The organism is Caproicibacterium argilliputei, from assembly GCF_029211325.2.
Lineage (GTDB): Bacteria > Bacillota > Clostridia > Oscillospirales > Acutalibacteraceae > Caproicibacterium > Caproicibacterium argilliputei.
In genome coordinates, this window is the sequence record NZ_CP135996.1 from 418,395 (window position 1) to 440,075 (window position 21,681).

A 21,681-nucleotide genomic window follows, 5' to 3' on the forward strand; every position below is an offset into this window, starting at 1 on the left:
TTCTGCTTTGCGGCAGAGTGGCTTTGTCAGAACGCAGTGTCGATGTTTGTTTGTGCAGTTTCATTTGAAAGGGCTTGCCCGCAGGGCAGCCCGAAAAAGCCGAAGCAGCTTTCCCGTAAGGGAAAGGCCTGCTTCGGCTTTTTGTCACGAACTTTTCTGCTGGGACTGCCGGCGGTACTCGGCGGGGCTGAGCCCTACATACTTACGGAACTTTTTGTGAAAGTAATCCACGTTGCAGTAGCCGACTTTTTCGGCGATTTCGTACACCTTGCAGCTGCTCTCTGCCAGCAGCTCGCGGGCATACCGGATGCGGACTTTGTCCACATAGGCGTTAAACGTATCGCCAAATTTTTTGGTAAAGATCTTGCCGAGGTAGGAGCTGTTGTACCCAAACAGCGGCGCCAGCGTTTCCAGGCGCAGATTTTCCTGATAGTTGTGCGCAATGTAATAGACCAAGTCGTCCAGAACGTTGTCGCTGGAGGGGCTGCCAATGGCATTCATCCAGATTTCAAACTGCTCCGCCAGAAACTGAATTACCTCATACAGATAGCACTTGCTTTCAAGCAGGCTGAGCACCGTGGCATTGGAGGGAAAGGGGATGTCGATGGAACTGTATGCACGGGCAATGTCCTGCTTGACCTGCAGGTAAATGTCGGAAAGAAAATACTGGATGCTGCTCAGGGGGTCTGAAGCGTGAAACAGCGTTTCCTGCAGGGACTGGAGTGTTTCGATAATCTGCGTGCGGCTGTGTGCTTGTATGTAGCCGGAAAACAGCTGTTTCCAGTGGTCGACTTCCGCGTTCTGCACAACGGGATGCAGCGTTTCCGCGGAGGGCAGACAGGAAATGTCCAGCACGTGCTGGTTCGGTTCGCAGAAGTAACGCCGCTTTTCCAGCTGGATGACATCCTGCAGGGAGCGGGGCAGCTCTTCCAGTCGGGAAACCTGCCGCCCGCAGGCAAGGAACAGGGAATCCAGCGGAGAACCTTTTTGTGGGGAGTGGGCGTAGTGCTCCCACAGCTTCTGCAGCTGCCGCACCGCCAGACTGCCCTTGAGCAGAATCAGATTCTTTTCCTGAAACCGCACCGCCTCAAATGTCTGGCTGTCCTGCCCGGTCACCCGCAGGATGTCTGCGAAGTCCCAGGTGTTGTGAAACGGCTCCTGGTCATAGTTTTCATATAGAATCACCTGATAGATATCTGCCTGCAGGCCGAGGTCGTGCAGATCCAGTGTGGTGAGATCTGCCTTGCCCACCAGAAGGTCGCGCAGAATGGTGTCCTTGGCTTTTTCGCGGTAGCGGTTGAGGGCGCAGGTTTCTTTCTGCTCTTTTTGAATGGCATCCCGCACCGTGCAGACCGCATCCTCCAGTTCCTCCTCATCAATCGGCTTGGTCAGGTAATACTCCACGCCGCAGCGGATTGCTGTTTGGGCGTATTGAAAGTCGGAAACGCCGCTGAGGATGATAAACTTTCCGTGAAACTGCCGGCTGCGGGACTGCTCGACCACCTGAATGCCAGAAAGCCCGGGCATACGGATGTCCATTAGGACAAGGTCCGGCTGCAGGGACAAAATCTTTTCCAGTGCTTCATCTCCGGCAGCGGCTTCGCCGCAGATGGTGAAGCCGAGCGCCTGCCAGTCAATGATATAGTGCAGACCCTGTCTGACGATGGATTCGTCGTCTGCAATGAGTACATTCATTTTAAAGCCTCCTCCGTGAAAGTGTAGGGGATGGTCAGATTTACCTGTGTGCCCTTTTGTTTTTGGCTGCGCAGCGACAAACCGTAACATTCGCCGTAGCACAAGCGGATGCGGCGGTTGATGTTGTAAAGCCCGATGCTGTCGGTTTTGGGCTGGCGAGGCTGCCGGAAGCTCTCTTTCAGTGCCTGCAGCCTTTCCGGCGGGATACCGGCGCCATTGTCTGAAATGGTAACGGAAAGCACCGAACTGCCCAGCAGGCGGATGTCCATTGTGATGAGGCCGCCGTCGGTGGTCTGCTCCAATCCGTGGGAAATAGCGTTTTCCACAATCGGCTGCAGCAGCAGCGGAAGAACCCCACACTGGTCGGCGTGCACATTTTCTGCCATATGCAGGGCGTAATTGATGCGGTCGCCGAAGCGCAGCTTTTGAATTTTCAGGTAGGTGTCAATGTAGTCCAGCTCTTTCTGCAGCGTGGTGGAGGTCGTACCGGTGTTTTCCAGTACATACCGCATGGACTTGCCCAGCAGTTTGATAGCGTTGGCAACGCCGCGGTTGCCCTCGGTCAGCGCCTTCATGCGGATAGTTTCCAGTGTGTTGTACAGGAAGTGGGGGTTAATCTGGCTTGCCAGCAGCTTATACTCCATTTCCTGCTGTTCATTAAGCAGCTTTTGTTCGCGAATCTGCTCCTGATACATTTCCGCTTCTTTTAACTTAACCTGCTGCACAAGCACTTTTAAATCGGAAAAAGTCTGGGAGATTTCATCATCGCCGTGAAAGGAATCCACAATGTTGTAGTCGTTGTTGCGGGCGCGGTGCATGGCGCTGCGCAGCAGCTCCACGCGTGCGCTGAAGTTGTGCGTAAACAAAAAGAACACCAGCCACGAAATAAAGATGATGAATCCCAGCAGGAAGATATGCGTCAATGTTACGTTCCGCATGGCGGCGATGGCGTCGCTGTCGATGGAAACAATGTGAAACTGGTCATTCGTGTTGTAGGGCAGCAGGGTGTTTACCGTGTAAAGGCAAGTTCTTCCTTCAATTTTTTGTTGACCGGTGGCCTTGTAATAGGTCGTTTGCTCATCCACAGCAAGCGGCAGGGGGTGAGAAACCATCTGCCGCCAGGTGCTGTAAAACACGGGGTCGTCGTTGACGGAAATCATCGAGCACAGCGTGTTGTTTTCAATTTGGTTGGCAAGAAAATTGTTGTTCATGGAAATGGCAAGTACTGCGAAGCTGCCGGTTTTAACCAGCGTAATCCGCCGGTAAAGCGTCACTTCCCAGTAAGTGTTGCCGTAGCGGTCGCTGCGCTTGCCGGTGTGCCAGAAGGCGCCCGGTCTCTGCGCGGCCTTCTGAAACCAGTCGGTTTTGCGAATCTGGTCGTCGACTTGCGTGATGTACTGACTGTTTCCAAGCGAGGTATTCTGGGAGTAAACCATGACCGCGGAAACGGAGGTCTCGTTGCGCAGCAGGGTTTGAAACGTGGGCGAATTGTTGCAGGCGCTCACGGCATCTGCGGTACTGGCGTAGCGGGTCTGCAGCAGCGCGGGCAGCTGACTGTCGTTTACAATGTTGTCGGAAAGGTTGTAAAGGTTGGTGGTGGCGTTAAAGAGAATGGATTTGACGCGCTGGTTGTCAGACTCCGCTAAACTGCGGTACTGCTGATCCATGACAGACTGAAAGCTGGTCAGGATCACAACGGCGATGACGAGTACGGGAATCAGCACAGCGGTTAGGTATACAGCGGAAAGCTGCTTGCGCACCTTGGTTTGGTGAAAGATTTGCAGAAGACGGTTTGGGTTGAACATAAAGCGTGAAAAGTCCTTTCTGGGAAAAAACTCGTTTTTTAACTGGAACCATCTCTAGTTTTTATTATACAAGTGTGTGCCGGAGAATGTAACAGCCACAATTTCATCAGAGTATCTCTAAAAATTAGAGCATGGAATCTAAAATTCTGTGCGTAATGAACGGAACTGCACATTGACACACGCGGACGGATGCATTATAGTTTGAAGAAATAGATTTGGAAAGGGAGCGGTACCATGCATGTGCAGGTGCTTTATCAAAGCAGGAAAAACACCAAAAAAGCCGCTGAAGCCATCGCGCAGGCGCTGGGCGTGTCTGCGCAGGGGATTCAGCAGGCAGATTTTTCACAGAAAACCGACCTTTTATTTTTGGGGTTCGGCATTTACGCCGGGCACCCGCCGCGTGAACTGACTGCTTTTTTGTCCCGTTTGACGCCGGAGCAGGTCAGCCGTGTTGCGCTGTTTACCACCAGTGCCAGCGGAAATGACCAGACCGGCGCGGTGCGCGGGCAGCTGACGGCGCAGGGGGTTCCCGTTGCGGAAAAAGCGTTTTGTGGCAGGGGCAGCTTTCTCTTTATGAACAAAGATGAACCCAGCGCCGAAACGCTGGCGGCTGCGCGCGCCTTTGCGCTGGATGCGGTGCGGGATGCCAAAAACGCGGCTGAAAAGCAGGCACCCGGCGCCTGAGCTTTGTAAAAAAAGCTGCTGTCCCTTTTGAAAGCGGGCAGCAGCTCTTTTATATCCATTTTTTGCGCCGAAAAAGAATCATCAGGATAACTACCAGCAGAATGCTGATTCCAATGACCACAGGATAACCGTAAGCGGTGTGCAATTCCGGCATATCAAAATTCATGCCGTACCAGCCGACCAACAGTGTCAGCGGCAGAAAGATGGCAGTGACCACAGTGAAAACTTTCATTAACCGGTTCTGATGGTAGTCCAGCTGCGACTGGTACGCTTCCAGTACCTGTGCAATGTAATCCCGCAGGTTGACCGCACCGGCATACAGCCGGTCAGCGCGGTGGTCCAGAATGGTGCACAGGCGCGTGCCGTTTTCGGAAAGCAGGCGGTTTTCGTTGCCAGCCAGTTCTTCGAAGATGAAACCGAGCTGCTCATAGTACCGCTTGAGCCGCAGAAGCTCTTTGCGATAGGTGAAAATTTTCGGCAGGCAGTCTTCCTGCTCTTCCGCGACCATGCGGTCCTCTGTTTCGGTAATCAGCATTTCATAATCGTTCAGATGTTTTCCATCATTTTTCAGCAGACGCATGAAAAAGTGGTACAGCAGTTCCTCATTGGCAAAGGACTGCCCGCTGAGAAGCTTTTGCACCATTTCCAGCGAGTCTGTGTTTTCGCAGAGAAAAAAGAGATTTTCTCGGTCAAAGTAAACGGCAATCTGCGGGCTTTTCCGCACGCGGTGGTGAATGTCGTACCAGTTAAACACCAGCAGATTGAAGCCGTTTGCGCCAATTAGACTTTCCAGCGGACGGTTTTCCAGTACAGCCGCCGCGTGTTTGCTGAGCATCGGCTGGATTTCCGAAATTTGTTCATAAAGCAGGATTTTCTGCATACAGTTCCTCCGTTCTAACTGCCCACCGGTTTGGCGGGACTTGGTACCATGCCTGCGGAATGCGGATGGATGTTTTCCGCACGGCGCTCCAGCGAAAGTGCGGCAGCAGATCCTGCGCACAGACAGGCTCCGGCGCAGGCTGCAGACCACATAAGAAGGCAAGCGCACCGATGAGCGGGCGCGCGTCCGGCAGTGTCTGTCGCAGACGACCGAGGTCCAGATCATGGTCACGTTTGGAAAGCCGCCGCCCGTCCGGCGCAAGCAGCAGCGGAATGTGGCAGTAGCGCGGTGGGCGGCAGCCCAGCAGCCGGTACAGGTACAGCTGCCGGGGTGTGGAGGCAAGCAGGTCCCGCCCGCGTACCACTTCGGTGACCTCCATGCGCGCGTCATCCACGACCACTGCAAGCTGATACGCAAAAATGCCATCCGAGCGGCGTACCAGAAAATCACCGCAGGCTTCGGCAAGGTTTTCCGCATAAGTGCCGGTACAGCCGTCGGTGAAGCGAATCGTTTCCGGCGGCACGCGCAGGCGCAGCGCCGCCGGGCGCTGCTGCGACAGGCGGCGGATCTGCTCTGCGGTCAAACCGCGGCAGCGTCCGTTATATATCACCTGCCCGTCCGAAAGATGCGGCGCGCTGGCGACGTGCAGTTGGGCACGGCTGCAGAAGCAGGGATACAGCAGCCCTTTATTCCGCAGCTTCTGCAGCGCTGCTTCATAGAAGTCGGTACATTGACTTTGATAATAAGGTGCGTGCGGGCCGCCGGCGCTGCCGCCCTCGTCCCAGTCCAGACCGAGCCAGTGCAGGTCATCTTCCAGCAGGGCAGCGTTTTCTGGCGGGCAGCGCAGCGGGTCCAAATCCTCAATCCGCAGCACCATGCGCCCGCCCTGTGACCGCGCGGAAAGCCACGCGAGCAGGGCGCACAGCACGTTGCCCGCGTGCATACGGCCGCTTGGGGTCGGCGCAAAACGGCCGCAGACAGATTGCGACATGATTCCTTCCTCCGTTTTCCAAAGCAAAACGATGATTGTAAAATGGTTCTTTTCCTATTATTATAATGCAAGAAACGAAAAAAGCAAACCGCACGCTTGCAAAAACCGCCGCCGCGCGATACAATAACGAGTACAAGAGTATCGGGTGCGCTTTGCACCGCGGTGCACAATAAAGGGAACCGGAAAAGAGGAATGCAGCGTGATTTCAAGAGGGTTTCGGGGTACGGACGCAAAGCCGTCCCTGCTGGGATTCGGATGTATGCGCTTGCCGCGCCTGCAGGCAGACAAGCCTGATATTGACGAGGCACAGGGACAAAAACTGATTGACTATGCTTATGCGCACGGCGTGAATTATTTCGACACTGCTTATATGTACCACGACGGCCTTTCCGAGGCGTTCGTGGGCCGCGCACTGCGCAAATATCCGCGTGACAGCTACTTTCTGGCAGATAAAATGCCTGCGTGGATGACAGAGCGCGAATCTCAGGTGGATGAAATCTTTCAAGACCAGCTCAAGCGCTGCGGTGTGGAATACTTTGACTTCTACCTCTGCCATGGCTTAAACCGCGGTTTACTGCAAAAGCTCAAAGATTTTCATATTCTGGAGTATCTGCAGCAGAAAAAGGCAGAGGGAAAAATCCGCCGCCTTGGTTTTTCCTTTCATGATACACCAGAGGTGCTGCAGGAAATTCTGAAGCTGTACGACTGGGACTTTGCACAGATCCAGATGAATTACATTGATTGGCAGGCACAGGACGCCAAGACACAGTATGCGCTGCTGCAGGAAAAAGGGATACCGGTTATCGTGATGGAGCCGGTGCGCGGCGGTGCGCTTGCCAAGCTGTGCCCGGAAGCGGAAACCTTGCTGAAAGCGGCAAATCCGCAGGCCAGCCTGGCATCCTGGGCAGTGCGGTACGCGGCGTCCAAGCCGGGCGTTATGACGGTGCTCAGCGGCATGAGCGATGAGCAGCAAGTGATGGACAATATCAAAACGTTTTCAGACTTTCAGCCGCTGACCGCTTCGGAAGCGGAAATTTTGGAGCGTGCCGGTGAGCTGTATAAAAAATATCTGAGCATCCCCTGCACCGGCTGCCGCTACTGCATGGAGTGCCCTTCTGGTGTGGAGATTCCCACCATCTTTAAGCTTTACAACGAATTTACGGTTTCCCGCAGAGAGGGCACCTTCCTACAGGGGTATCAGGCATTGGAAGAGCGCCAGCGGGCATCCTCCTGTGTGGCGTGCGGTAAATGCGCGCAGCGCTGCCCGCAGCACATTCCGATTCCGGAGCGCATGAAGGAAATCCGCGAAAAGGCGGCGCAAATGCTGGCCTAGTGCCCTTTTCGCACACAGGCGGAAGAGAGAGGGAGGAAAATGGGCGGACCGAAGCGAATCGCGATTATCGGTGCGGGTGTGGCGGGCCTTTCGGCGGGCATTTATGCACAGCTGCATGGGTTCCGCACAACAATTTATGAGAAAAACGGTGTCGCCGGCGGCGCCTGCATGAGCTGGCTGCAGGGAAATCTGCCCATGGAGGGCAGTATGCGGTATCTTTGGGGAGTGCGGGACGGCACGCCGCTGTATGACTGCTGGAACGAAGTGGGTGCCCTGCGGGAAACGATGTTCGTGAATCCAGACAGCTTTTTTACGGCGGAGGATTCCGGGGAAACAGTCGCGCTCTGTCAGGACCTGGACACCTTTCTCAGGCATACGGAGAAAATCAGTCCGGAAGACGCCCCCCTGCTGGAGCGTTTCTGCGGGTTGGTGCGGAAGGCGCAAGCGTATGAACTGCCGGTTGACAAGCCGGCGGATCTGCGCAGTCCGCTGGAGGCTCTGCGTGCAAACACAGCCAGCGGGGAGGTTGCCAAAGTACTTGCGAAGCTGTACACGGTTTCCCTTGCGGACTTTGCACAGCAGTTTCATCACCCGGCGCTGCGCTGTGCTTTCAATCAGGTGCTGCCTGCGGGCAGCACGCTGGGGCAGCTGGCGCTTTGCTACGCAGCGTTTACCGCCGGAGATGTTGCGGTACCCATCGGCGGCTCGCATAAAATGATTCAGCGCATGGTGGACTGCTACCTGGAAAATGACGGGGAGCTGCAGCTGCAGGCGCCGGTTCAGGAAATCCTCACGGCAAACGGCGCGGCGCGCGGCGTCCGCCTGCAAAACGGCGAGCGTCTGCTGACGCACTGGGTGGTTTCCGCGTGCGATCCGGCATATACCTGCCGGGTGCTGCTGCAGGACCGCTACTCCATGGAAAAAAAGCTGCAGCTGCGTTTTTCGGAGCCGGAGGCTTTTCCAACCTTTTCTCTGGTTCGGCTGTTCTTTTCCGCGCCGGCAGACAGCCTGCCGCTGGCGCGGGTGTTTTCCTTTGCAACGGACTTGGTCATTTCCGCAGCGGGCGAGGGCTGCAGCAGGCTGATTGTGACGCAGCTCAGCGACGACCCGCTGTTTGTACAGAAAGGCTGTGCGGAACTGATTGTAGACATTCCCATGCCGGGCAAGCGCTCGTTTCGCTACTGGGAAAAGCTTTCGGTCAGTCCGCGTGCTTATGATGAGGAAGTACACAGGCTGGCTGCCGATGCGGAACGCGCGCTGGAAAAGCGATTTCCGGACATGAAGGGGAAGCTGCAGTTTTTGACCTGCCACACGCCGATGACGTATGCGCGCCGTTTAAATGCCTTTCACGGCAGCTGTGCCGCCTTTCTGGAAACGGCAAAAGCCCGCCCGGCACAGCTGACCGGCCGTCTGCCGGGGCTGTCACACCTGCTGCTGACCGGTCAGTGGCTGGGAAGGTCGGCGGGTCTGCATACGGCACTGGTGCAGGGGAAGTATACGGTGCAGCGTATCTGCCATGAGGAACGGATTTTGTGGGATTAAGCGGAAGTCTTGATTTCTTTTTTCAGAAGTGGTATTCTGATTCTATCAGAATGTGCAGATGCAGAAGGAGATTGGTTTTATGTGTGCTTCGCGCAAAGCCGGGCGGTTTGGGAAAAGCCTGTTAGTACTGGTTGCCGCAGGCATTTTGGGCGGACTCGGTGCCCCGCAGCGACCCATAGTTTCTGCGGTTACACAGCAGGCAGTTTACCATCCAAACACGCAGATACAGACGGCTGCCGCCAGCGAGGAAGATGGTTATGTCTTTTTGCCCCAGACAGCGGCACCGGTGCCGGATGGCCCCAGCGCCATGCCGTACTGGCGCAGCACCGGTGCCCCGCAGCAGAATGATTTATCTGCCTGACAGTATATAAAAAATGCCCTTCGGCTTCCGCATTTTGCGGAGGCTGGAGGGCATTTCTGTTTGGCGCTTTAACTGCCTGCGAGTTCCGCGTTTACCTGAACGCCGCGGGATTCTACCGGCGTGGAAAAGACAATCTGTGTAGAAGTCGCACCGAAATGCTGCAGCTGACCGATGAAGGTATCCAGCTCGGCGGTGCTGGGATATGCAACTTTGATGAGCATGGAATAATCCCCGGTTACGCAGTCACACTCCAGTACGTTGCGGCACTGGCGGATAAACGGGTAAAACTCCGGTTTTTGGCTTGGCGACATTTGCAGGTTGATGTAGGCCTTGATGTGGTACCCCAGCTTAATGGGATCCAGTACCGCCTGATAGCTTTGGATAACGCCTTGCTTTTCCAGTTTTTCAATGCGGGCAGAGATGGCCGGTGCAGAAAGGAACACCTTTTTCGTCAGCGTCTTGATGGGGACACGTGCGTCTTCCTGTAAGGTTTCCAAAAGGGTGGCATCAATTTTATCCAAGAAAATCATCTCACTTTTTAAACTGCAGATTTTACATTCGGTTTGTTCGGGCGACATCTTTATTATGAAATGAAAATCCGGCGGATGCAAGCGAAAAATTACAAAATCCATCAAAAAACTTAATTTTTATAAGTGCTTTTTCGTACGCCGCCGAAAACTTCATAAAAAACGGCGCGCAGCCCGAAAAGGGCGCGCACCGTTGCGTTCTGCTTCTATTATGGAACAAGGATTCAAAAAAAGCAAGTCTTTTTCCGCTGGGTGTGTAAGAATCAACGGAATTCCCAATTCTTCAAACGGGGAATCAGGGCTTTTGGCAGGTTTGCACATTCGCGACAAGGCGCAGCTTTTCCGCGCGGGGAAGCTGCTTGACGGCGGCTTCCCGCCGAAGCGCGGTACGTTTGTCAGGAAGCTGTTCCCAGTAAACCAAGGTAATTGGGCGGCGCGAACGGGTGTATTTGGCGCCTTTTCCGGACTGGTGTGCCTGCACCCGTCGGGTCAAGTCGTTTGTCCAGCCGGTGTAAAGCGTACCGTCAGCACAGCGCAGCATATAAACAAACGCTTTTGTGTCAGCACGCATTGGCCGCTCACCGTACCTTTCCTGTTGGGATATCAAGTTTCAAAACTGTCTGCACACAGCGGTTTGGCGCAGGCGGCGGGAGTGCGCAGTTTTTGGAAGAGGTCATAAGGTTGGAAAAACTGCGCAAATTAGCACAGAAGAAAGTGTGCGCTGACCGCTATAGGCAATTTTATTTTAGCAGGTACACCGGTGAATTGCAAATGCCGCGCGCTTGTGCTATACTAAATTCGGTAGAGTTACCAGCGGCTTACTCGCTGCCGCAACGCGCCGCAGAAACGCGGAAATTCGTGCTTTTGTGCGGTGATTTTTTCTTTACGCGAGAATGAAACGAGAAAGGAACTTCGTTTATAAATGGAAAAGTTTCAGGGAATATCGGGACAGGATACAGAGGCATTCCGTAAATCTTACGAAGACAGCGCACTGTGCCATGCAATGACCAATGCACTGTATAAAAACAGTGTGAAGGATGTGTCCTTTAACAGCACCGCGCTGCGGGACTCACAGTTTCAATTTTCCATCGACCTGCCCACCATGGAAGTGACTGACCAGATGCGCAGCGGCCGCTGCTGGATTTTCTCCGCGCTGAACGTTCTGCGCGAGCAGGTTGCCAAAAAATGCAATCTCGAAAAATTTGAGCTTTCACAGAACTATGTTGCGTTTTGGGACAAATTCGAAAAGATTAATTATTTTCTGGAAAGTGTGATTGACCTTGCAGACCGGCCGACAGACGACCGTCTGTTGGAATTCCTTCTTTCCTCTGGTATTGCGGACGGCGGGCAGTGGGATATGCTGGTCAATATTGTAGAGAAATACGGTGTCGTGCCAAAAGCGGCAATGGAGGAAACCTACCAGAGCAGCCATACGGCAGATATGAACCATCTAATCAATGCCAAGCTGCGCCGGTATGCGGCTCAGCTGCGCGCGGCAGCGAAGGCGGGCAAAGACCTGCAGACGCTGAAAAAAGGAATGTTGGAAGAGCTGTACCGGTTCCTTTGTATGTGCTTTGGCGAGCCGCCCAAGCAGTTTGACTTTGAGTATGTGGACAAAGACAAGAAGTACCACATAGTACACAACCTGACACCGAAGGCATTCTATCAAACGTATGTCGGGCTGAACCTGCGTGAAGACTTTGTCAGCCTCATTAACTCGCCTACGGGCGATAAGCCGTTTTACCAGACCTATACGGTAGATTATCTCGGCAATGTGGCAGACGGCAGCCCGGTGCATTACCTGAACCTGCCCATGGAGGAGTTAAAGACGCTGATTGTCGCGCAGCTTCAGGACGGTGTGCCGGTTTGGTTTGGCAGCGATGTCGGCCATCTCAGCGACCGCGAAAAGGGTCTGTGGAGCGGCGAAGCGTTTGATTTCTCCGGCACGTTTGGCATGGATTTCTCCATGACCAAGGCAGAGCGTTTGGATTACCGCGAAAGCGCGATGAACCATGCGATGGTGATTACCGGCGTCAACCTGAATGAAGCGGGAGTACCCACTAAGTGGAAAATTGAAAACAGCTGGAGTGATAAGCACGGTGATAAAGGATACTACCAGATGAGCGCTTCCTGGTTTGACACCTTTGTTTATCAGGCTGTGGTCAACAAAAAGTATCTTTCGGAAAAGCAGCGCAGGGCACTGGAAACTGCGCCGAAGCACTTGAATCCGTGGGACCCGATGGGAACGCTTGCGGACTGAGCGGAGGAGTTTAGGTGAAATGAATTTAACGGAAAATTTACAAAAATATGCTCGCTTGATTGTGCGGGCGGGCTGCAACCTGCAAAAGGACCAGGAGCTGTTTATTCGTGCGCGGCTGGAGGCGGCGCCGCTGGTGCGCTTGGTGACAGAGGAAGCTTACCGCGCGGGTGCCAAGGAAGTGACTGTGGCATGGTCAGATGAGCGTGTTACCCGCCTGCGCTACGAAAACGCGCCGATGGAGTGCTTCACCAACTTTCCGGAGTGGCAGGCGGTACAGCAGAACGGCATTGCACAGCGGGGCGGCGCAATCCTTTCCATTTTGAGCGATGACCCGCAGGCGCTTTCCGGAGTTGACTCGAAGAAACTGCTTGCCGGCACGAAGGCAAGCCGCATTGCCTGCAAGCCATTTTTTGAGGGCATGGACTTTGGGCGCAACGTGTGGTGCATTGTCGGCGCGGCTGCGCCTGCGTGGGCAAAGCGGGTTTTCCCAGACTGCACAGAGGAAGAGGCCGTCGGGAAGCTCTGGGAGGCAATTCTCCATGCGGCGCGCGTGGATACGCCGAACCCGGTTGCTGCGTGGGAAGTGCACCGCAGAAGCTTTGAAAAGCGTCGCGCTTTCCTGAATGAAAAGCAGTTTGACCGGCTGATTTATCAGAACAGTATCGGGACAGACATTACCCTCGGCTTGCCCAAAGACCATATCTGGCAGGGCGGCGGTTCGGAAACGGTGGACGGTGTGTATTTCTTTCCGAATATGCCGACAGAAGAAATCTTCTGTTCGCCCGACCGTACCCGCACCAGCGGAACGGTACACAGCGCGCTGCCATTAAGTTTTCAGGGCGTACTGATTGATGACTTTAGCCTGACATTTGAAAAAGGCCGTGTGACCGGCTGCTCTGCCGCACAAGGGGAGGATACCCTGCGGGAGATTTTGGCTACAGATGACGGCGCAAAAATGCTGGGTGAATGCGCGCTGATTCCCAAGCAGTCCCCGATTTCGGAAATGGGCGTTTTGTTTTACAATACCCTGTTTGACGAAAACGCGGCGTGCCATTTTGCCATTGGCATGGGCTTTCCGGAGTGCGTGCAGGGCGGCTTGCAGATGAGTAAAGAACAGCTTGCGGCGCTCGGAATCAATGATTCCAGCACGCACGTCGATTTCATGCTCGGCACTCCCGACCTTTCTATCACCGGCGTGACAGCCGATGGGGAAGAAATCCCGGTCTTCCGTGACGGCGGCTGGGCGTTTTAACAGTGAAACAGAAAAGCCGGAGTGGCTGTCCTCGTGGACAGCCACTCCGGCTTTTTGTGTACTTTTATTCAGCTTTTTACATGGTGCAGGCGGTATTCGCTGGGGTACTCGCCGGTGCAGGATTTGAATACGCGGCTGAAGTACGCTGGCTCTGCATACCCGACGTGCTCGCCAACCTGCTTTACCTCCATTTCCGGTTCGCGAACCAGCAGCTGCTGCGCTTCGGAAACACGCAGCCTGCTGATGAATTTCAACGGGGTTTCCCCATTATATTTTTTAAACACTTTGGTCAGGTACTCCTGCGAAAACCCGAATTGTTCGGACAACCGAGAGAGCGAAATATCCGTGCGGAAGTTTGTACGCAGGTAGTCTGTCAGTAAGCGGTTCAGTTCCTCTGCAGAAAGACCGTGCGTGTCCATGGCGCTGCAGTTTTGGTGCTCAGCGTCTAAGTTTAGCACAATTTTCTGCAGAGCGGTGCGCAGTTCGTCTGTTTTGAGCGGTTTCAGCAAAAAGTCGCTGACGCCGTACTTCAGCGCTTCCTGCGCATATTTGAAATCATCGTAACCGCTCAAAATTACACACTTGACTGCCGGGTAAAAGTCGTAAAGATAGTGCGCCAGGCGCAAGCCGTCCATCACCGGCATACGGATGTCGGTGATGACAAAGTGCGGGTAGGCTGTTTTGACCAACTCCAGCGCGGTTTGCCCATCTCCGGAACTGCCGACCGCCTCCAGCGGCAGATGTAAAGACGCTACTTTCTTCAGAACATTGTGCCGAATCAGCGGTTCGTCTTCGGCAACGATATATTTATACGTCAATGGTGCTGCCATGGCACGCCTCCTCTTCTCTTTCAATTGATCCGCCAATCAGGAAAACGGTTTTTTCCTTTTGCGAATTATCAATGTTAAAAACAGCATCCTGCCCATACTGCAGGGAAAGGCGCAAGTACGTGCTTTTTAATCCCATGCCGCCGATGTGCAGGTTGTGCAGTTCTTCTGTGTAGTCCATTTGCGCCAGTTCCTGCAAAATTTCATCGCGCGTTTGGTCGGATAAACTGCCGCCGTTGTCTTCGATACGAATCTGCCAGTGGCCGTTTTCAGCGGTGGCGCATAGGTGCAGGCGCCACGGCGGCGCATTGTTAAAGGCGTACTTAAAAGCGTTTTCCACCAACGGCTGGACAATCAGTTTAGGAATCAGAACGTTTTGTGCCTGTGGCTGCACTTCACAGGTGTAGGAGAAAGTTTTTCCAAAACGAATCTGCATACAGGCAATGTACTTTCCGGTGCAGGCAAGCTCTTCCTGCAGGGGAACTAAGGTTCGTGCTGTGTCGGCGATGTAGCGAAAGTAGTCACACAGCGCATTGCACATCCGGACAATCGAAGTGTCCTCGCCGTCCTCCGCCAGGATGCTGATGCTGGTCAGACTGTTGTATAGGAAATGCGGGTTAATCAGGCTTTGGGTGGCGCGCAGATTTGCCCGGATTTCTTCCGAACGGGACAGCAGCAGGTCACGTGAAGATTTTCGCAGCCGGTCGTACATGGTCAGGAAAGAGGTGCACAGGTCTGAGATTTCCGCAATGCTGCTGTCCGCGGAGGTCAGCACAGGCTTGCTGTCGTCCAAAACGCGCGCCATGGTCAGCTTTTTGGTTGCGCGGGTCAGCTTGAGCAGCGGCTGCGTCATCTGCTTGGCAAACAGAAAGCACACGACCATGGTTCCTAAAATAATGCCGGCGGCAAGCAGGAAGAACACGCTGCGAAACACCGAGAGGGAAGTAAATACCGAATCCTTGGATTCCACAGCCAGAACCGTCCACTCATAATTTGGCACGGTATCCTTGGTCAGAATCTGGCTGCTGCGGTCAGCCCCCTGCACCGTGCAGGTGGTTTCATTCGGCAGGTGTTTTTGCTGTGCCAGTGCCAGGTAATTGTCCTGCGGCGCTGCGGCTGCATAGGGGTACATCAGTTCCCCACACGCATTGTAAACGTAAAGATGCATACCCTCGTTGGTCTGCTCCATTTTGGTCGCCAGAGAAAACACAGTGTTGCAATCCTGCACCACCTCAAAAATTCCCTCCGGCTCAGCACCTTCATTAAAAAACAGGCGCGCCATCGAAAGAAACTTGTGGGTGCTTTGGTTGGGGCCGGAGGCCGGCAGGTAAGTGTTGACGGTTGGCGTACTGATGTACTTGAAGCCGTTCAGTGCGTAAACTTGGGAATACCACGGAATGTCGGACAACTTCATTTTCACGACGCCCTGCTGGTAGCCGGAACCGACGCGGGTGCCGTCCATGGTATAGAGATTGACCTGCGATGCGGATTGGAAAGAGCCGATCATGGCGGTGATGACATCGTAAATCGCCTTGGCGTTGTTCCAGGACTGCAGGGTTTCTTGTTTACTTACGTTCTTTTTTTCCGTGTATGCCGCAAAGCTGCTGAAGTTTTCGCGAATTGCGCTGGAGTACACCAGATTCAGAGAGATGGTGGACATATTGTCCAGTTCGGTTTTCACGGAGTCGCGCACAGAGGCGCAGACGTTTGCCTGCTTCACAGCGGCTTCTTTTTGCACTGTTTGTCGGTTAAAGTAGTAAATGTACGAAAAAAGAAGAACCAGCACCACTGTGATGAAAGTCCCATACACCAGAAACAAACGCGTGCGCTGTGAAATGCGATGTTTTCTTTGCTGCATAAAGGCGTTCCTCCCCGGAAAACATTCTACAATAGAGTTCAAAAATATGCAAGTGGCAGTTTGATTTTGTCTATTTCCAACAAATCACATTTCGCGTATGATAGAAGTGTACCAGAAAGAAGCGCGTACACAGGAAAAATCTAGTGTGTTTTAAGGAGGAAGCTGTTATGAAAAAAGGTAGAAAGCGTGTATTGGCCGCAACCCTTGCGGCAGCCATGGCCGCCAGTCTTTTTGCGGGGTGCGGGGAGCAAAAAAGCGCATCTGGAGGTTCATCGGCACAGAGTGGAAAGACAACCGGCGTCACGTTGACGTTCGGTTCCCACCAGTCTGGTCTGCCGAATACGGGTATCGTGCAGAAGCTTGCAACAGAGTTTGAAAAGGAAACCGGCATCAAGGTGGACTTCCAGATTTCACCGGACGACCAGTGGCGTGACCTCATTAAAGTAAAACTTAACTCTGGCGAGGCGCCCGACATTATCTGTGCCGATTCCAATCCGCTGACACTGCCCTCAACCATCAATCCGGAAAAGTACTGTGTTGATCTTTCCAACGAGTCCTGGGTCAGCCGTATGGATAAAGATGTGCTGCCCTCTATCTCTGTTAAAAACAAAGTATATGGCATTACTTTCCCCGGCAAGAAGATGTATTTCTTCGTTTATAACAAGGAAATTTTCCAGAAATGCGGCATCACCAAGGTGCCAACTACCTATGCGGAACTGAAGAATGCCTGTGCGACAATTCACGCGAAAATGCCGGATGTCACGCCAATCTATGAGGCGACAACCGACGGCTGGCATCAGGTGCTGCCCATTGCGGAAAACCCTGAAGTTTACCTGAAAGACGACCCCAATCTTTTTGACGAACTGAATGCCAACAAAAAGGATTTAGATGATATTCCCATGATGAAAACGATTCTGAATGAGGAAAAAGAACTGGCGGGTCTGGGTTACTACGGCAAGGACTATTTGAGCAATGCGACCTCCAATGCACAGGAAGCCATGGCGAAAGGAAAGGCTGCCATGTATATTGCAGAGTCCGCGTTCCGCAACCAGATTAAAACCGAGTACCCGGACTGCAAGTATTCCTACGGCATCTTTGTGCAGCCGTGGGGCGACAACCAGACCATCGGTGTGAACCCTGCCAGCAACGCTTACTTCATCAATAAGGACAGCAAAAACGTGGAAGCCGCGAAAAAGTTCTTTGATTTCCTCGCCAAGCCGGAAAATCTGCAGAAGCGCTTGGACGGGCAGCCCGATATTTCCGAAGTTTGCTGGCCGGAAATTAAGGGTCGCTACAGCACGGAAGATCAAAAATATATTCAAAGTCACAAAACCGTTCGTGTTTTTCAGGTCAGTGTAAATTACTTTGACAATCAGTTCATGGATGTCGGTAAGGACATTGAGGCTATGTTTACCGGCGCCATGACGCCGGACGACGTGATTAAGAGTGCAATGAAGCGCCGTCAACAGCAGGCAAAACTGCAGAAAGATCCGGCTTTTACTTCCTGACTGGGGAAAAGAGCTTTCAAACTGAAAGCTCTTTTTTCATTCTTCACATGAAACTGGAGGGATTCGAATGAATCGAAATAAGGTTTATCCATGGTGGTTCGCACTGCCGGCTGCGGTGATTTTCTTTCTGCTGTGCCTGCTGCCGGGGCTCGTGGGAATCGGCTATTCGTTTACGGACTGGAACAACTTTACCGACCAGGTGAACTTTGTGGGTTTGGCAAACTACAAGCAGATTTTTACCGGCCACTCCGAGTACCTGGGGTATATCGGAAACACGCTGCTGTTTACGGCGGCGACCACGGTGACAAAAACCGTGCTGGGGCTGCTGCTTGCGCTGCTGCTGACGCGTCCGTTTATTCGTCTGCGCAATATGCACCGCATGATTATTTTCTCGCCGCAGGTCATGTCGTACCTGGTGGTGGGCTTGGTGTTCCAGAGTATGCTGCACCCCACCACCGGCTTTCTGAACAACTTTCTGCGCTCTATAGGGTTGGGCGCGCTTGCGCAGAACTGGCTGACCGACCTGCACTATGTGTGGGCGTCTGTGATTGCGGTGGATACGTGGAAGGGTATGGGCTACATCATGATGGTCATCATCGCCGGCCTGACCTCGATTGCGCCGGAGTACTACGAGGCGGCAAGCATTGACGGCGCGTCATTTTGGCAGCAGTTCCGGCACATCACGCTGCCGCTGCTGCGCCCGGTGATTGTGAATGTCACCGTGCTGAACGTCACCTACGGCCTGCGCGTGTTCGATATGATTTACGCATTGACCAACGGCGGTCCCGGCAACGCCACCGGCGTGATTAACACCGCCGTGTACAAATCCTTCTCTACCGGTGACTATGCCATGGGCACTACGCTTTCCAGTGTGCTGTTCTATGTGATGCTGGCAATGCTGTTTCTCATTATTCATTCGATGGAAAACAAGGAGGTTGAGTCATAATGCCGGCTGTATCTGCTTCCCGCAAAGAAAAGAAAACGGGCTTCGGGCTGCGCAAAGGGATTGCAACGGTGTTGGGCAATCTGGTGACGGTGCTGGTCTCTCTGGTGGTCATCCTGCCGCTGATTGTGCTGTTGCTTAATTCCTTTAAAACACAGGGAGAGTCCAACACCATGTCGCTTTCGTTGCCAACGGTCTGGCAGCCGCAGAACTACCAGACGGTCGTTGCGCAGGGCAAGCTGATTTCTTCGTTTTTTAACAGCTTGCTGTACGCCGCCTCCAGTGATATTATCATTGTGGTTGTGGTTGCCGCGGCAGCTTATGTGATTTCGAGGAACTACCGCGGTGTCAACAAGTTCCTGTATGCGTTCATCATTTCCGGTATCGCGATTCCGGTGAACAATGTGGCGCTGATGAAAGTGATGCAGGTGCTGCATCTGGTCAACACCCGTCCGGGCATCATCCTGCTGTATGCTGCCATTAACATACCGCTGAGCCTGTTTCTGGCGTTTGGCTTTATCGGCACCATTCCGCGCGACATTGATGAGGCGGCGATTATTGACGGCTGCTCCCCGGCAAAGCTGTTTTTCGGAGTGATTCTCCCGCTGCTTACGCCGATTATGGCGACGCTGTTTGTGCTGAACTTCATGGCAGTGTGGAACGACTTTACCATGCCGCTGTACTACCTTAACAAGTCCACCAAGTGGCCGATGACGCTGGCGGTTTACAATTTCTTTGGCGCCTTTGAAAACTCGTGGAACTTAGTCAGCGCAGACATTGTGCTGACCATTGTGCCGGTTCTGGTGGTATTCATTCTGGGACAGAAGTACATTGTCGGAGGCGTTTCCAGCGGCGCTGTCAAAGGATAAAGGAGGACCTTTCATGAAATTTACCGACGGACAGTGGGTGACCAAGCCGGAGTTTGACTTTTTGTACCCGCAGCAGGTGTTTGACGCGCGCTTTGCAGACGACGAACTGACGGTGTTTGTGTACACCAAGCCGGTCAGCGGCCGCGGGCAGACACTTGACCAGGCAACGCTGACCCTGCACTTTACTTCCGACCTGCCGGACACCATCCGGGTGCAGGCAAACCATTACGAGGGCATCCGGCCGAAAGGCCCGGCGTTTGCCTGCCGGCATGAAGACAGCCCGGTGCGCTTTGCTGAAAATGCGCAGGAGCTGGTCTTTACCGCAGGTCGTGCGGCGGCGGTTATTACGCGCACGCCGTTTTCCATTCGGTACACCTGGGACGGCGAGGTGCGCACACAAAGCGCGCCGCGCGCCATGGCGCGCATCAGCGACCGGCAGGAGAACACCTATATGCGCGAGCAGCTGACGCTGGATGTGGGGGAGTATGTTTACGGTTTGGGCGAACGCTTCACCGCATTCTGCAAAAACGGCCAGCAGGTGGAAATGTGGAACGAAGACGGCGGCACCGCGTCGGAACTGACGTACAAAAATATTCCGTTTTACTTGACAAACCGGAATTACGGTATTTTTGTAGACCACCCGGAAAAGGTATCGTTTGAAGTGGCAAGCGAGCAGGTGGAGCGCGTGCAGTTTTCAGTTTCTGGCGAGCAGCTGCACTATGTGTTCATCGGTGGGGACTCTCCGAAGCAGGTGCTGCAGAACTACTGCGGTCTGACCGGAAAGCCCGCCCTGCCGCCGGCGTGGTCGTTTGGCTTGTGGCTGACCACTTCCTTTACCACCAGTTATGATGAAAAAACGGTGAACAGCTTCATTGATGGCATGGCACAGCGCGACCTGCCGCTGCACGTTTTCCACTTTGACTGCTTCTGGATGGAAGCGTGTGAGTGGTGCAATTTCGAGTGGGACAAAGCAACGTTTCCCGACCCGCGCGCCATGCTGCGGCGTCTCAAGGCAAAGGGCTTAAAAATCTGCGTGTGGATTAACCCCTATATTGCGCAGAAGTCAAAGCTGTTTCAGGAGGGCATGGAATACCATTACCTGGTGGAAAAAGCAAACGGGGATGTTTGGCAGTGGGACCGCTGGCAGGCGGGCATGGGGCTTGTGGACTTTACCAATCCGGATGCCTGCCGCTGGTACCAGAGCAAGCTGCGTGCCCTGCTGGAGATGGGTGTCGACTGCTTTAAAACCGACTTTGGCGAGCGCATTCCGACCGACGTGGTCTGGCACAATGGTGCTGACCCGCAGAAAATGCATAACTATTATACCTATTTATATAATCAATGCGTGTTTGACTTGCTCAAGGCGGAGCGCGGCGAGGGCGAGGCGGTGCTCTTTGCGCGCTCCGCGACTGCGGGCGGTCAGCAGTTTCCGGTGCATTGGGGCGGCGACAGCTGGGGCACCTATCCCTCCATGGCAGAAAGCCTGAGAGGCGGCCTTTCGCTGGCACTGTCGGGTTTCGGTTTTTGGAGCCACGACATCAGCGGGTTTGAAAACACTGCCACGCCGGACTTGTATAAACGTTGGGTGGCGTTCGGGCTGCTTTCCACGCACAGCCGCCTGCACGGCAGCAGCTCTTATCGGGTGCCGTGGCTGTTTGATGAGGAGGCCGTGGATGTGCTGCGCTTCTTTACAAACCTGCGCTGCCGCTTAATGCCGTACCTCTGGGCACAGGCGGTGCAGACCGCCCAAACCGGCGTGCCGATGCTGCGGCCGATGGTTCTGGAGTTCCGCGACCCGCCCTGCCGCTTTTTGGACACCCAGTATATGTTGGGCGAAAGCCTGTTAGTAGCGCCAATTTTTAATTCGCAAGGCATTGTCGAGTACTATGTGCCGGAGGGCACCTGGCTGGACTTCTTCACCGGAAAGCCGGTGCAGGGCGGCCGCAGTTACCGGAACCAGTATGATTACTTCAGCCTGCCGCTTTTGGTGCGGCCAAACACGCTGCTGGCAATCGGCCGAGAAACCCGGCAGGTAGTTTATGACTACGCACAGGATGTGACCCTGCATCTGGTGGGGTTGGAAGACGGCGGCACAGCGGCCTGCACCGTTTATGCGGCGGACGGCACAGTGGATTTGACAGCAAAAGTCACCCGCAGCGGTAGCGCGGTTACTGTGCAGACACAGGGCAACAAGCCTTTCACGCTTTTGCTGCGTTATGTCGAAAAAGCCGTTTCTGTAACCGGTGCGGCGTTTGTTTCCACGCCGGAGGGGCTGCTGCTTACCCCGCAGAAAATGACAGGTACGGTGATTGTGCAGCTTGAAAGCGAATAAAGGGAGGCACCCGT

General features: G+C 53.9%; 19 protein-coding genes. 11 read left to right on the forward strand and 8 right to left on the reverse strand.

From position 1 onward, the window contains the following. Window positions 1-144: 144 nt before the first annotated feature. Window positions 145-1,695 (reverse strand): response regulator transcription factor, encoded by a 1,551-nt coding sequence (locus tag PXC00_RS01995; protein WP_275846138.1) that lies wholly within the window; start codon window positions 1,693-1,695, stop codon window positions 145-147. Further along, on the reverse strand, window positions 1,692-3,500 hold the full coding sequence (locus PXC00_RS02000; RefSeq protein ID WP_275846139.1) for a sensor histidine kinase: 1,809 nt from the start codon (window positions 3,498-3,500) through the stop codon (window positions 1,692-1,694). Before PXC00_RS02000 ends, PXC00_RS01995 begins: the two co-directional genes overlap by 4 nt. A gap of 234 nt (window positions 3,501-3,734) precedes the next feature. Here PXC00_RS02000 and PXC00_RS02005 point away from each other — a divergent pair, with 234 nt between their 5' ends. Then, window positions 3,735-4,184, forward strand: a complete 450-nt coding sequence (locus PXC00_RS02005) for a flavodoxin family protein (protein WP_275846140.1) — start codon at window positions 3,735-3,737, stop codon at window positions 4,182-4,184. A gap of 49 nt (window positions 4,185-4,233) precedes the next feature. On the opposite strand, the gene PXC00_RS02010 is transcribed toward PXC00_RS02005, so the two are convergent. Continuing rightward, entirely contained in the window at window positions 4,234-5,064 is an 831-nt protein-coding gene (locus tag PXC00_RS02010) for a magnesium transporter CorA family protein (RefSeq protein WP_275846142.1), read from the reverse strand. Next, complete coding sequence (gene gluQRS, locus PXC00_RS02015; protein WP_275846144.1) at window positions 5,042-6,055, reverse strand: tRNA glutamyl-Q(34) synthetase GluQRS; 1,014 nt, start codon at window positions 6,053-6,055, stop codon at window positions 5,042-5,044. The genes PXC00_RS02010 and gluQRS overlap by 23 nt, the downstream gene beginning before the upstream one ends. 199 nt (window positions 6,056-6,254) lie before the next feature. Between gluQRS and PXC00_RS02020 the strand changes: the two genes are divergently transcribed. From PXC00_RS02020 to PXC00_RS02030, 3 genes are all read left to right on the forward strand, one after another. Continuing rightward, window positions 6,255-7,388, forward strand: a complete 1,134-nt coding sequence (locus PXC00_RS02020; protein WP_275846146.1) for an aldo/keto reductase — start codon at window positions 6,255-6,257, stop codon at window positions 7,386-7,388. Window positions 7,389-7,427: 39 nt separating this feature from the next. Next, complete coding sequence (locus tag PXC00_RS02025; protein ID WP_275846148.1) at window positions 7,428-8,930, forward strand: phytoene desaturase family protein; 1,503 nt, start codon at window positions 7,428-7,430, stop codon at window positions 8,928-8,930. A gap of 79 nt (window positions 8,931-9,009) precedes the next feature. After that, window positions 9,010-9,291, forward strand: coding sequence for a hypothetical protein (locus tag PXC00_RS02030; RefSeq protein WP_275846150.1), 282 nt, complete (start codon window positions 9,010-9,012; stop codon window positions 9,289-9,291). A gap of 68 nt (window positions 9,292-9,359) precedes the next feature. Here PXC00_RS02030 and PXC00_RS02035 read toward each other — a convergent pair whose 3' ends face one another. Both PXC00_RS02035 and PXC00_RS02040 read right to left on the reverse strand, forming a co-directional pair. Next, on the reverse strand, window positions 9,360-9,812 hold the full coding sequence (locus PXC00_RS02035; RefSeq protein WP_275846152.1) for an Lrp/AsnC family transcriptional regulator: 453 nt from the start codon (window positions 9,810-9,812) through the stop codon (window positions 9,360-9,362). 301 nt (window positions 9,813-10,113) lie between these two features. Beyond that, window positions 10,114-10,389 carry a GIY-YIG nuclease family protein gene (locus PXC00_RS02040; RefSeq protein WP_275846154.1) on the reverse strand — a complete coding sequence of 92 codons (276 nt, stop codon included), beginning with the start codon at window positions 10,387-10,389 and terminating at the stop codon, window positions 10,114-10,116. A gap of 110 nt (window positions 10,390-10,499) precedes the next feature. Between PXC00_RS02040 and PXC00_RS02045 the strand changes: the two genes are divergently transcribed. From PXC00_RS02045 to PXC00_RS02055, 3 genes are read left to right on the forward strand one after another with little or no spacing between them, the layout of a single operon-like run. Continuing rightward, window positions 10,500-10,715, forward strand: a complete 216-nt coding sequence (locus PXC00_RS02045; RefSeq protein WP_316935049.1) for a hypothetical protein — start codon at window positions 10,500-10,502, stop codon at window positions 10,713-10,715. 25 nt (window positions 10,716-10,740) lie between these two features. Further along, the gene (locus tag PXC00_RS02050; RefSeq protein ID WP_275846156.1) at window positions 10,741-12,078 is read left to right on the forward strand and encodes a C1 family peptidase; all 1,338 of its coding nucleotides are present in this window, start codon (window positions 10,741-10,743) and stop codon (window positions 12,076-12,078) included. A 19-nt stretch (window positions 12,079-12,097) separates the two neighbouring features. After that, window positions 12,098-13,330 (forward strand): aminopeptidase, encoded by a 1,233-nt coding sequence (locus PXC00_RS02055; RefSeq protein ID WP_275846158.1) that lies wholly within the window; start codon window positions 12,098-12,100, stop codon window positions 13,328-13,330. A 68-nt stretch (window positions 13,331-13,398) separates the two neighbouring features. On the opposite strand, the gene PXC00_RS02060 is transcribed toward PXC00_RS02055, so the two are convergent. Together PXC00_RS02060 and PXC00_RS02065 are read right to left on the reverse strand one after the other, a co-directional pair. Next, window positions 13,399-14,160: a response regulator transcription factor gene (locus tag PXC00_RS02060; protein WP_275846160.1), complete on the reverse strand. Its 762-nt coding sequence runs from the start codon at window positions 14,158-14,160 to the stop codon at window positions 13,399-13,401. Next, window positions 14,138-16,015: a sensor histidine kinase gene (locus PXC00_RS02065; RefSeq protein WP_275846163.1), complete on the reverse strand. Its 1,878-nt coding sequence runs from the start codon at window positions 16,013-16,015 to the stop codon at window positions 14,138-14,140. Before PXC00_RS02065 ends, PXC00_RS02060 begins: the two co-directional genes overlap by 23 nt. A 167-nt stretch (window positions 16,016-16,182) precedes the next feature. On the opposite strand from PXC00_RS02065, the gene PXC00_RS02070 reads away from it, so the two are divergent. The 4 genes from PXC00_RS02070 (at window position 16,183) to yicI (ending at window position 21,667) form a co-directional block, all read left to right on the forward strand. Next, a complete protein-coding gene (locus tag PXC00_RS02070; RefSeq protein WP_275846166.1) occupies window positions 16,183-17,523 on the forward strand; it encodes an ABC transporter substrate-binding protein in 1,341 nt (446 codons plus the stop codon). Window positions 17,524-17,590: 67 nt separating this feature from the next. Continuing rightward, a complete protein-coding gene (locus PXC00_RS02075) occupies window positions 17,591-18,469 on the forward strand; it encodes a carbohydrate ABC transporter permease (RefSeq protein ID WP_275846168.1) in 879 nt (292 codons plus the stop codon). Next, complete coding sequence (locus PXC00_RS02080) at window positions 18,469-19,335, forward strand: carbohydrate ABC transporter permease (protein ID WP_275846170.1); 867 nt, start codon at window positions 18,469-18,471, stop codon at window positions 19,333-19,335. Before PXC00_RS02075 ends, PXC00_RS02080 begins: the two co-directional genes overlap by 1 nt. Before the next feature lie 13 nt (window positions 19,336-19,348). Then, window positions 19,349-21,667 (forward strand): alpha-xylosidase, encoded by a 2,319-nt coding sequence (gene yicI, locus PXC00_RS02085; protein ID WP_275846172.1) that lies wholly within the window; start codon window positions 19,349-19,351, stop codon window positions 21,665-21,667. Window positions 21,668-21,681: the final 14 nt, after the last annotated feature.

Excerpts from the sequence above, each read along its gene's own strand:
- PXC00_RS01995 (WP_275846138.1), bottom strand. The coding sequence starts at position 1,695 with ATGAATGTACTCATTGCAGACGACGAATCCATCGTCAGACAGGGTCTG.
- PXC00_RS02000 (WP_275846139.1), bottom strand. The coding sequence starts at position 3,500 with ATGTTCAACCCAAACCGTCTTCTGCAAATCTTTCACCAAACCAAGGTG.
- PXC00_RS02005 (WP_275846140.1), top strand. The coding sequence starts at position 3,735 with ATGCATGTGCAGGTGCTTTATCAAAGCAGGAAAAACACCAAAAAAGCC.
- PXC00_RS02010 (WP_275846142.1), bottom strand. The coding sequence starts at position 5,064 with ATGCAGAAAATCCTGCTTTATGAACAAATTTCGGAAATCCAGCCGATG.
- gluQRS (WP_275846144.1), bottom strand. The coding sequence starts at position 6,055 with ATGTCGCAATCTGTCTGCGGCCGTTTTGCGCCGACCCCAAGCGGCCGT.
- PXC00_RS02025 (WP_275846148.1), top strand. The coding sequence starts at position 7,428 with ATGGGCGGACCGAAGCGAATCGCGATTATCGGTGCGGGTGTGGCGGGC.
- PXC00_RS02030 (WP_275846150.1), top strand. The coding sequence starts at position 9,010 with ATGTGTGCTTCGCGCAAAGCCGGGCGGTTTGGGAAAAGCCTGTTAGTA.
- PXC00_RS02040 (WP_275846154.1), bottom strand. The coding sequence starts at position 10,389 with ATGCGTGCTGACACAAAAGCGTTTGTTTATATGCTGCGCTGTGCTGAC.
- PXC00_RS02050 (WP_275846156.1), top strand. The coding sequence starts at position 10,741 with ATGGAAAAGTTTCAGGGAATATCGGGACAGGATACAGAGGCATTCCGT.
- PXC00_RS02055 (WP_275846158.1), top strand. The coding sequence starts at position 12,098 with ATGAATTTAACGGAAAATTTACAAAAATATGCTCGCTTGATTGTGCGG.
- PXC00_RS02060 (WP_275846160.1), bottom strand. The coding sequence starts at position 14,160 with ATGGCAGCACCATTGACGTATAAATATATCGTTGCCGAAGACGAACCG.
- PXC00_RS02065 (WP_275846163.1), bottom strand. The coding sequence starts at position 16,015 with ATGCAGCAAAGAAAACATCGCATTTCACAGCGCACGCGTTTGTTTCTG.
- PXC00_RS02070 (WP_275846166.1), top strand. The coding sequence starts at position 16,183 with ATGAAAAAAGGTAGAAAGCGTGTATTGGCCGCAACCCTTGCGGCAGCC.
- PXC00_RS02075 (WP_275846168.1), top strand. The coding sequence starts at position 17,591 with ATGAATCGAAATAAGGTTTATCCATGGTGGTTCGCACTGCCGGCTGCG.
- PXC00_RS02080 (WP_275846170.1), top strand. The coding sequence starts at position 18,469 with ATGCCGGCTGTATCTGCTTCCCGCAAAGAAAAGAAAACGGGCTTCGGG.
- yicI (WP_275846172.1), top strand. The coding sequence starts at position 19,349 with ATGAAATTTACCGACGGACAGTGGGTGACCAAGCCGGAGTTTGACTTT.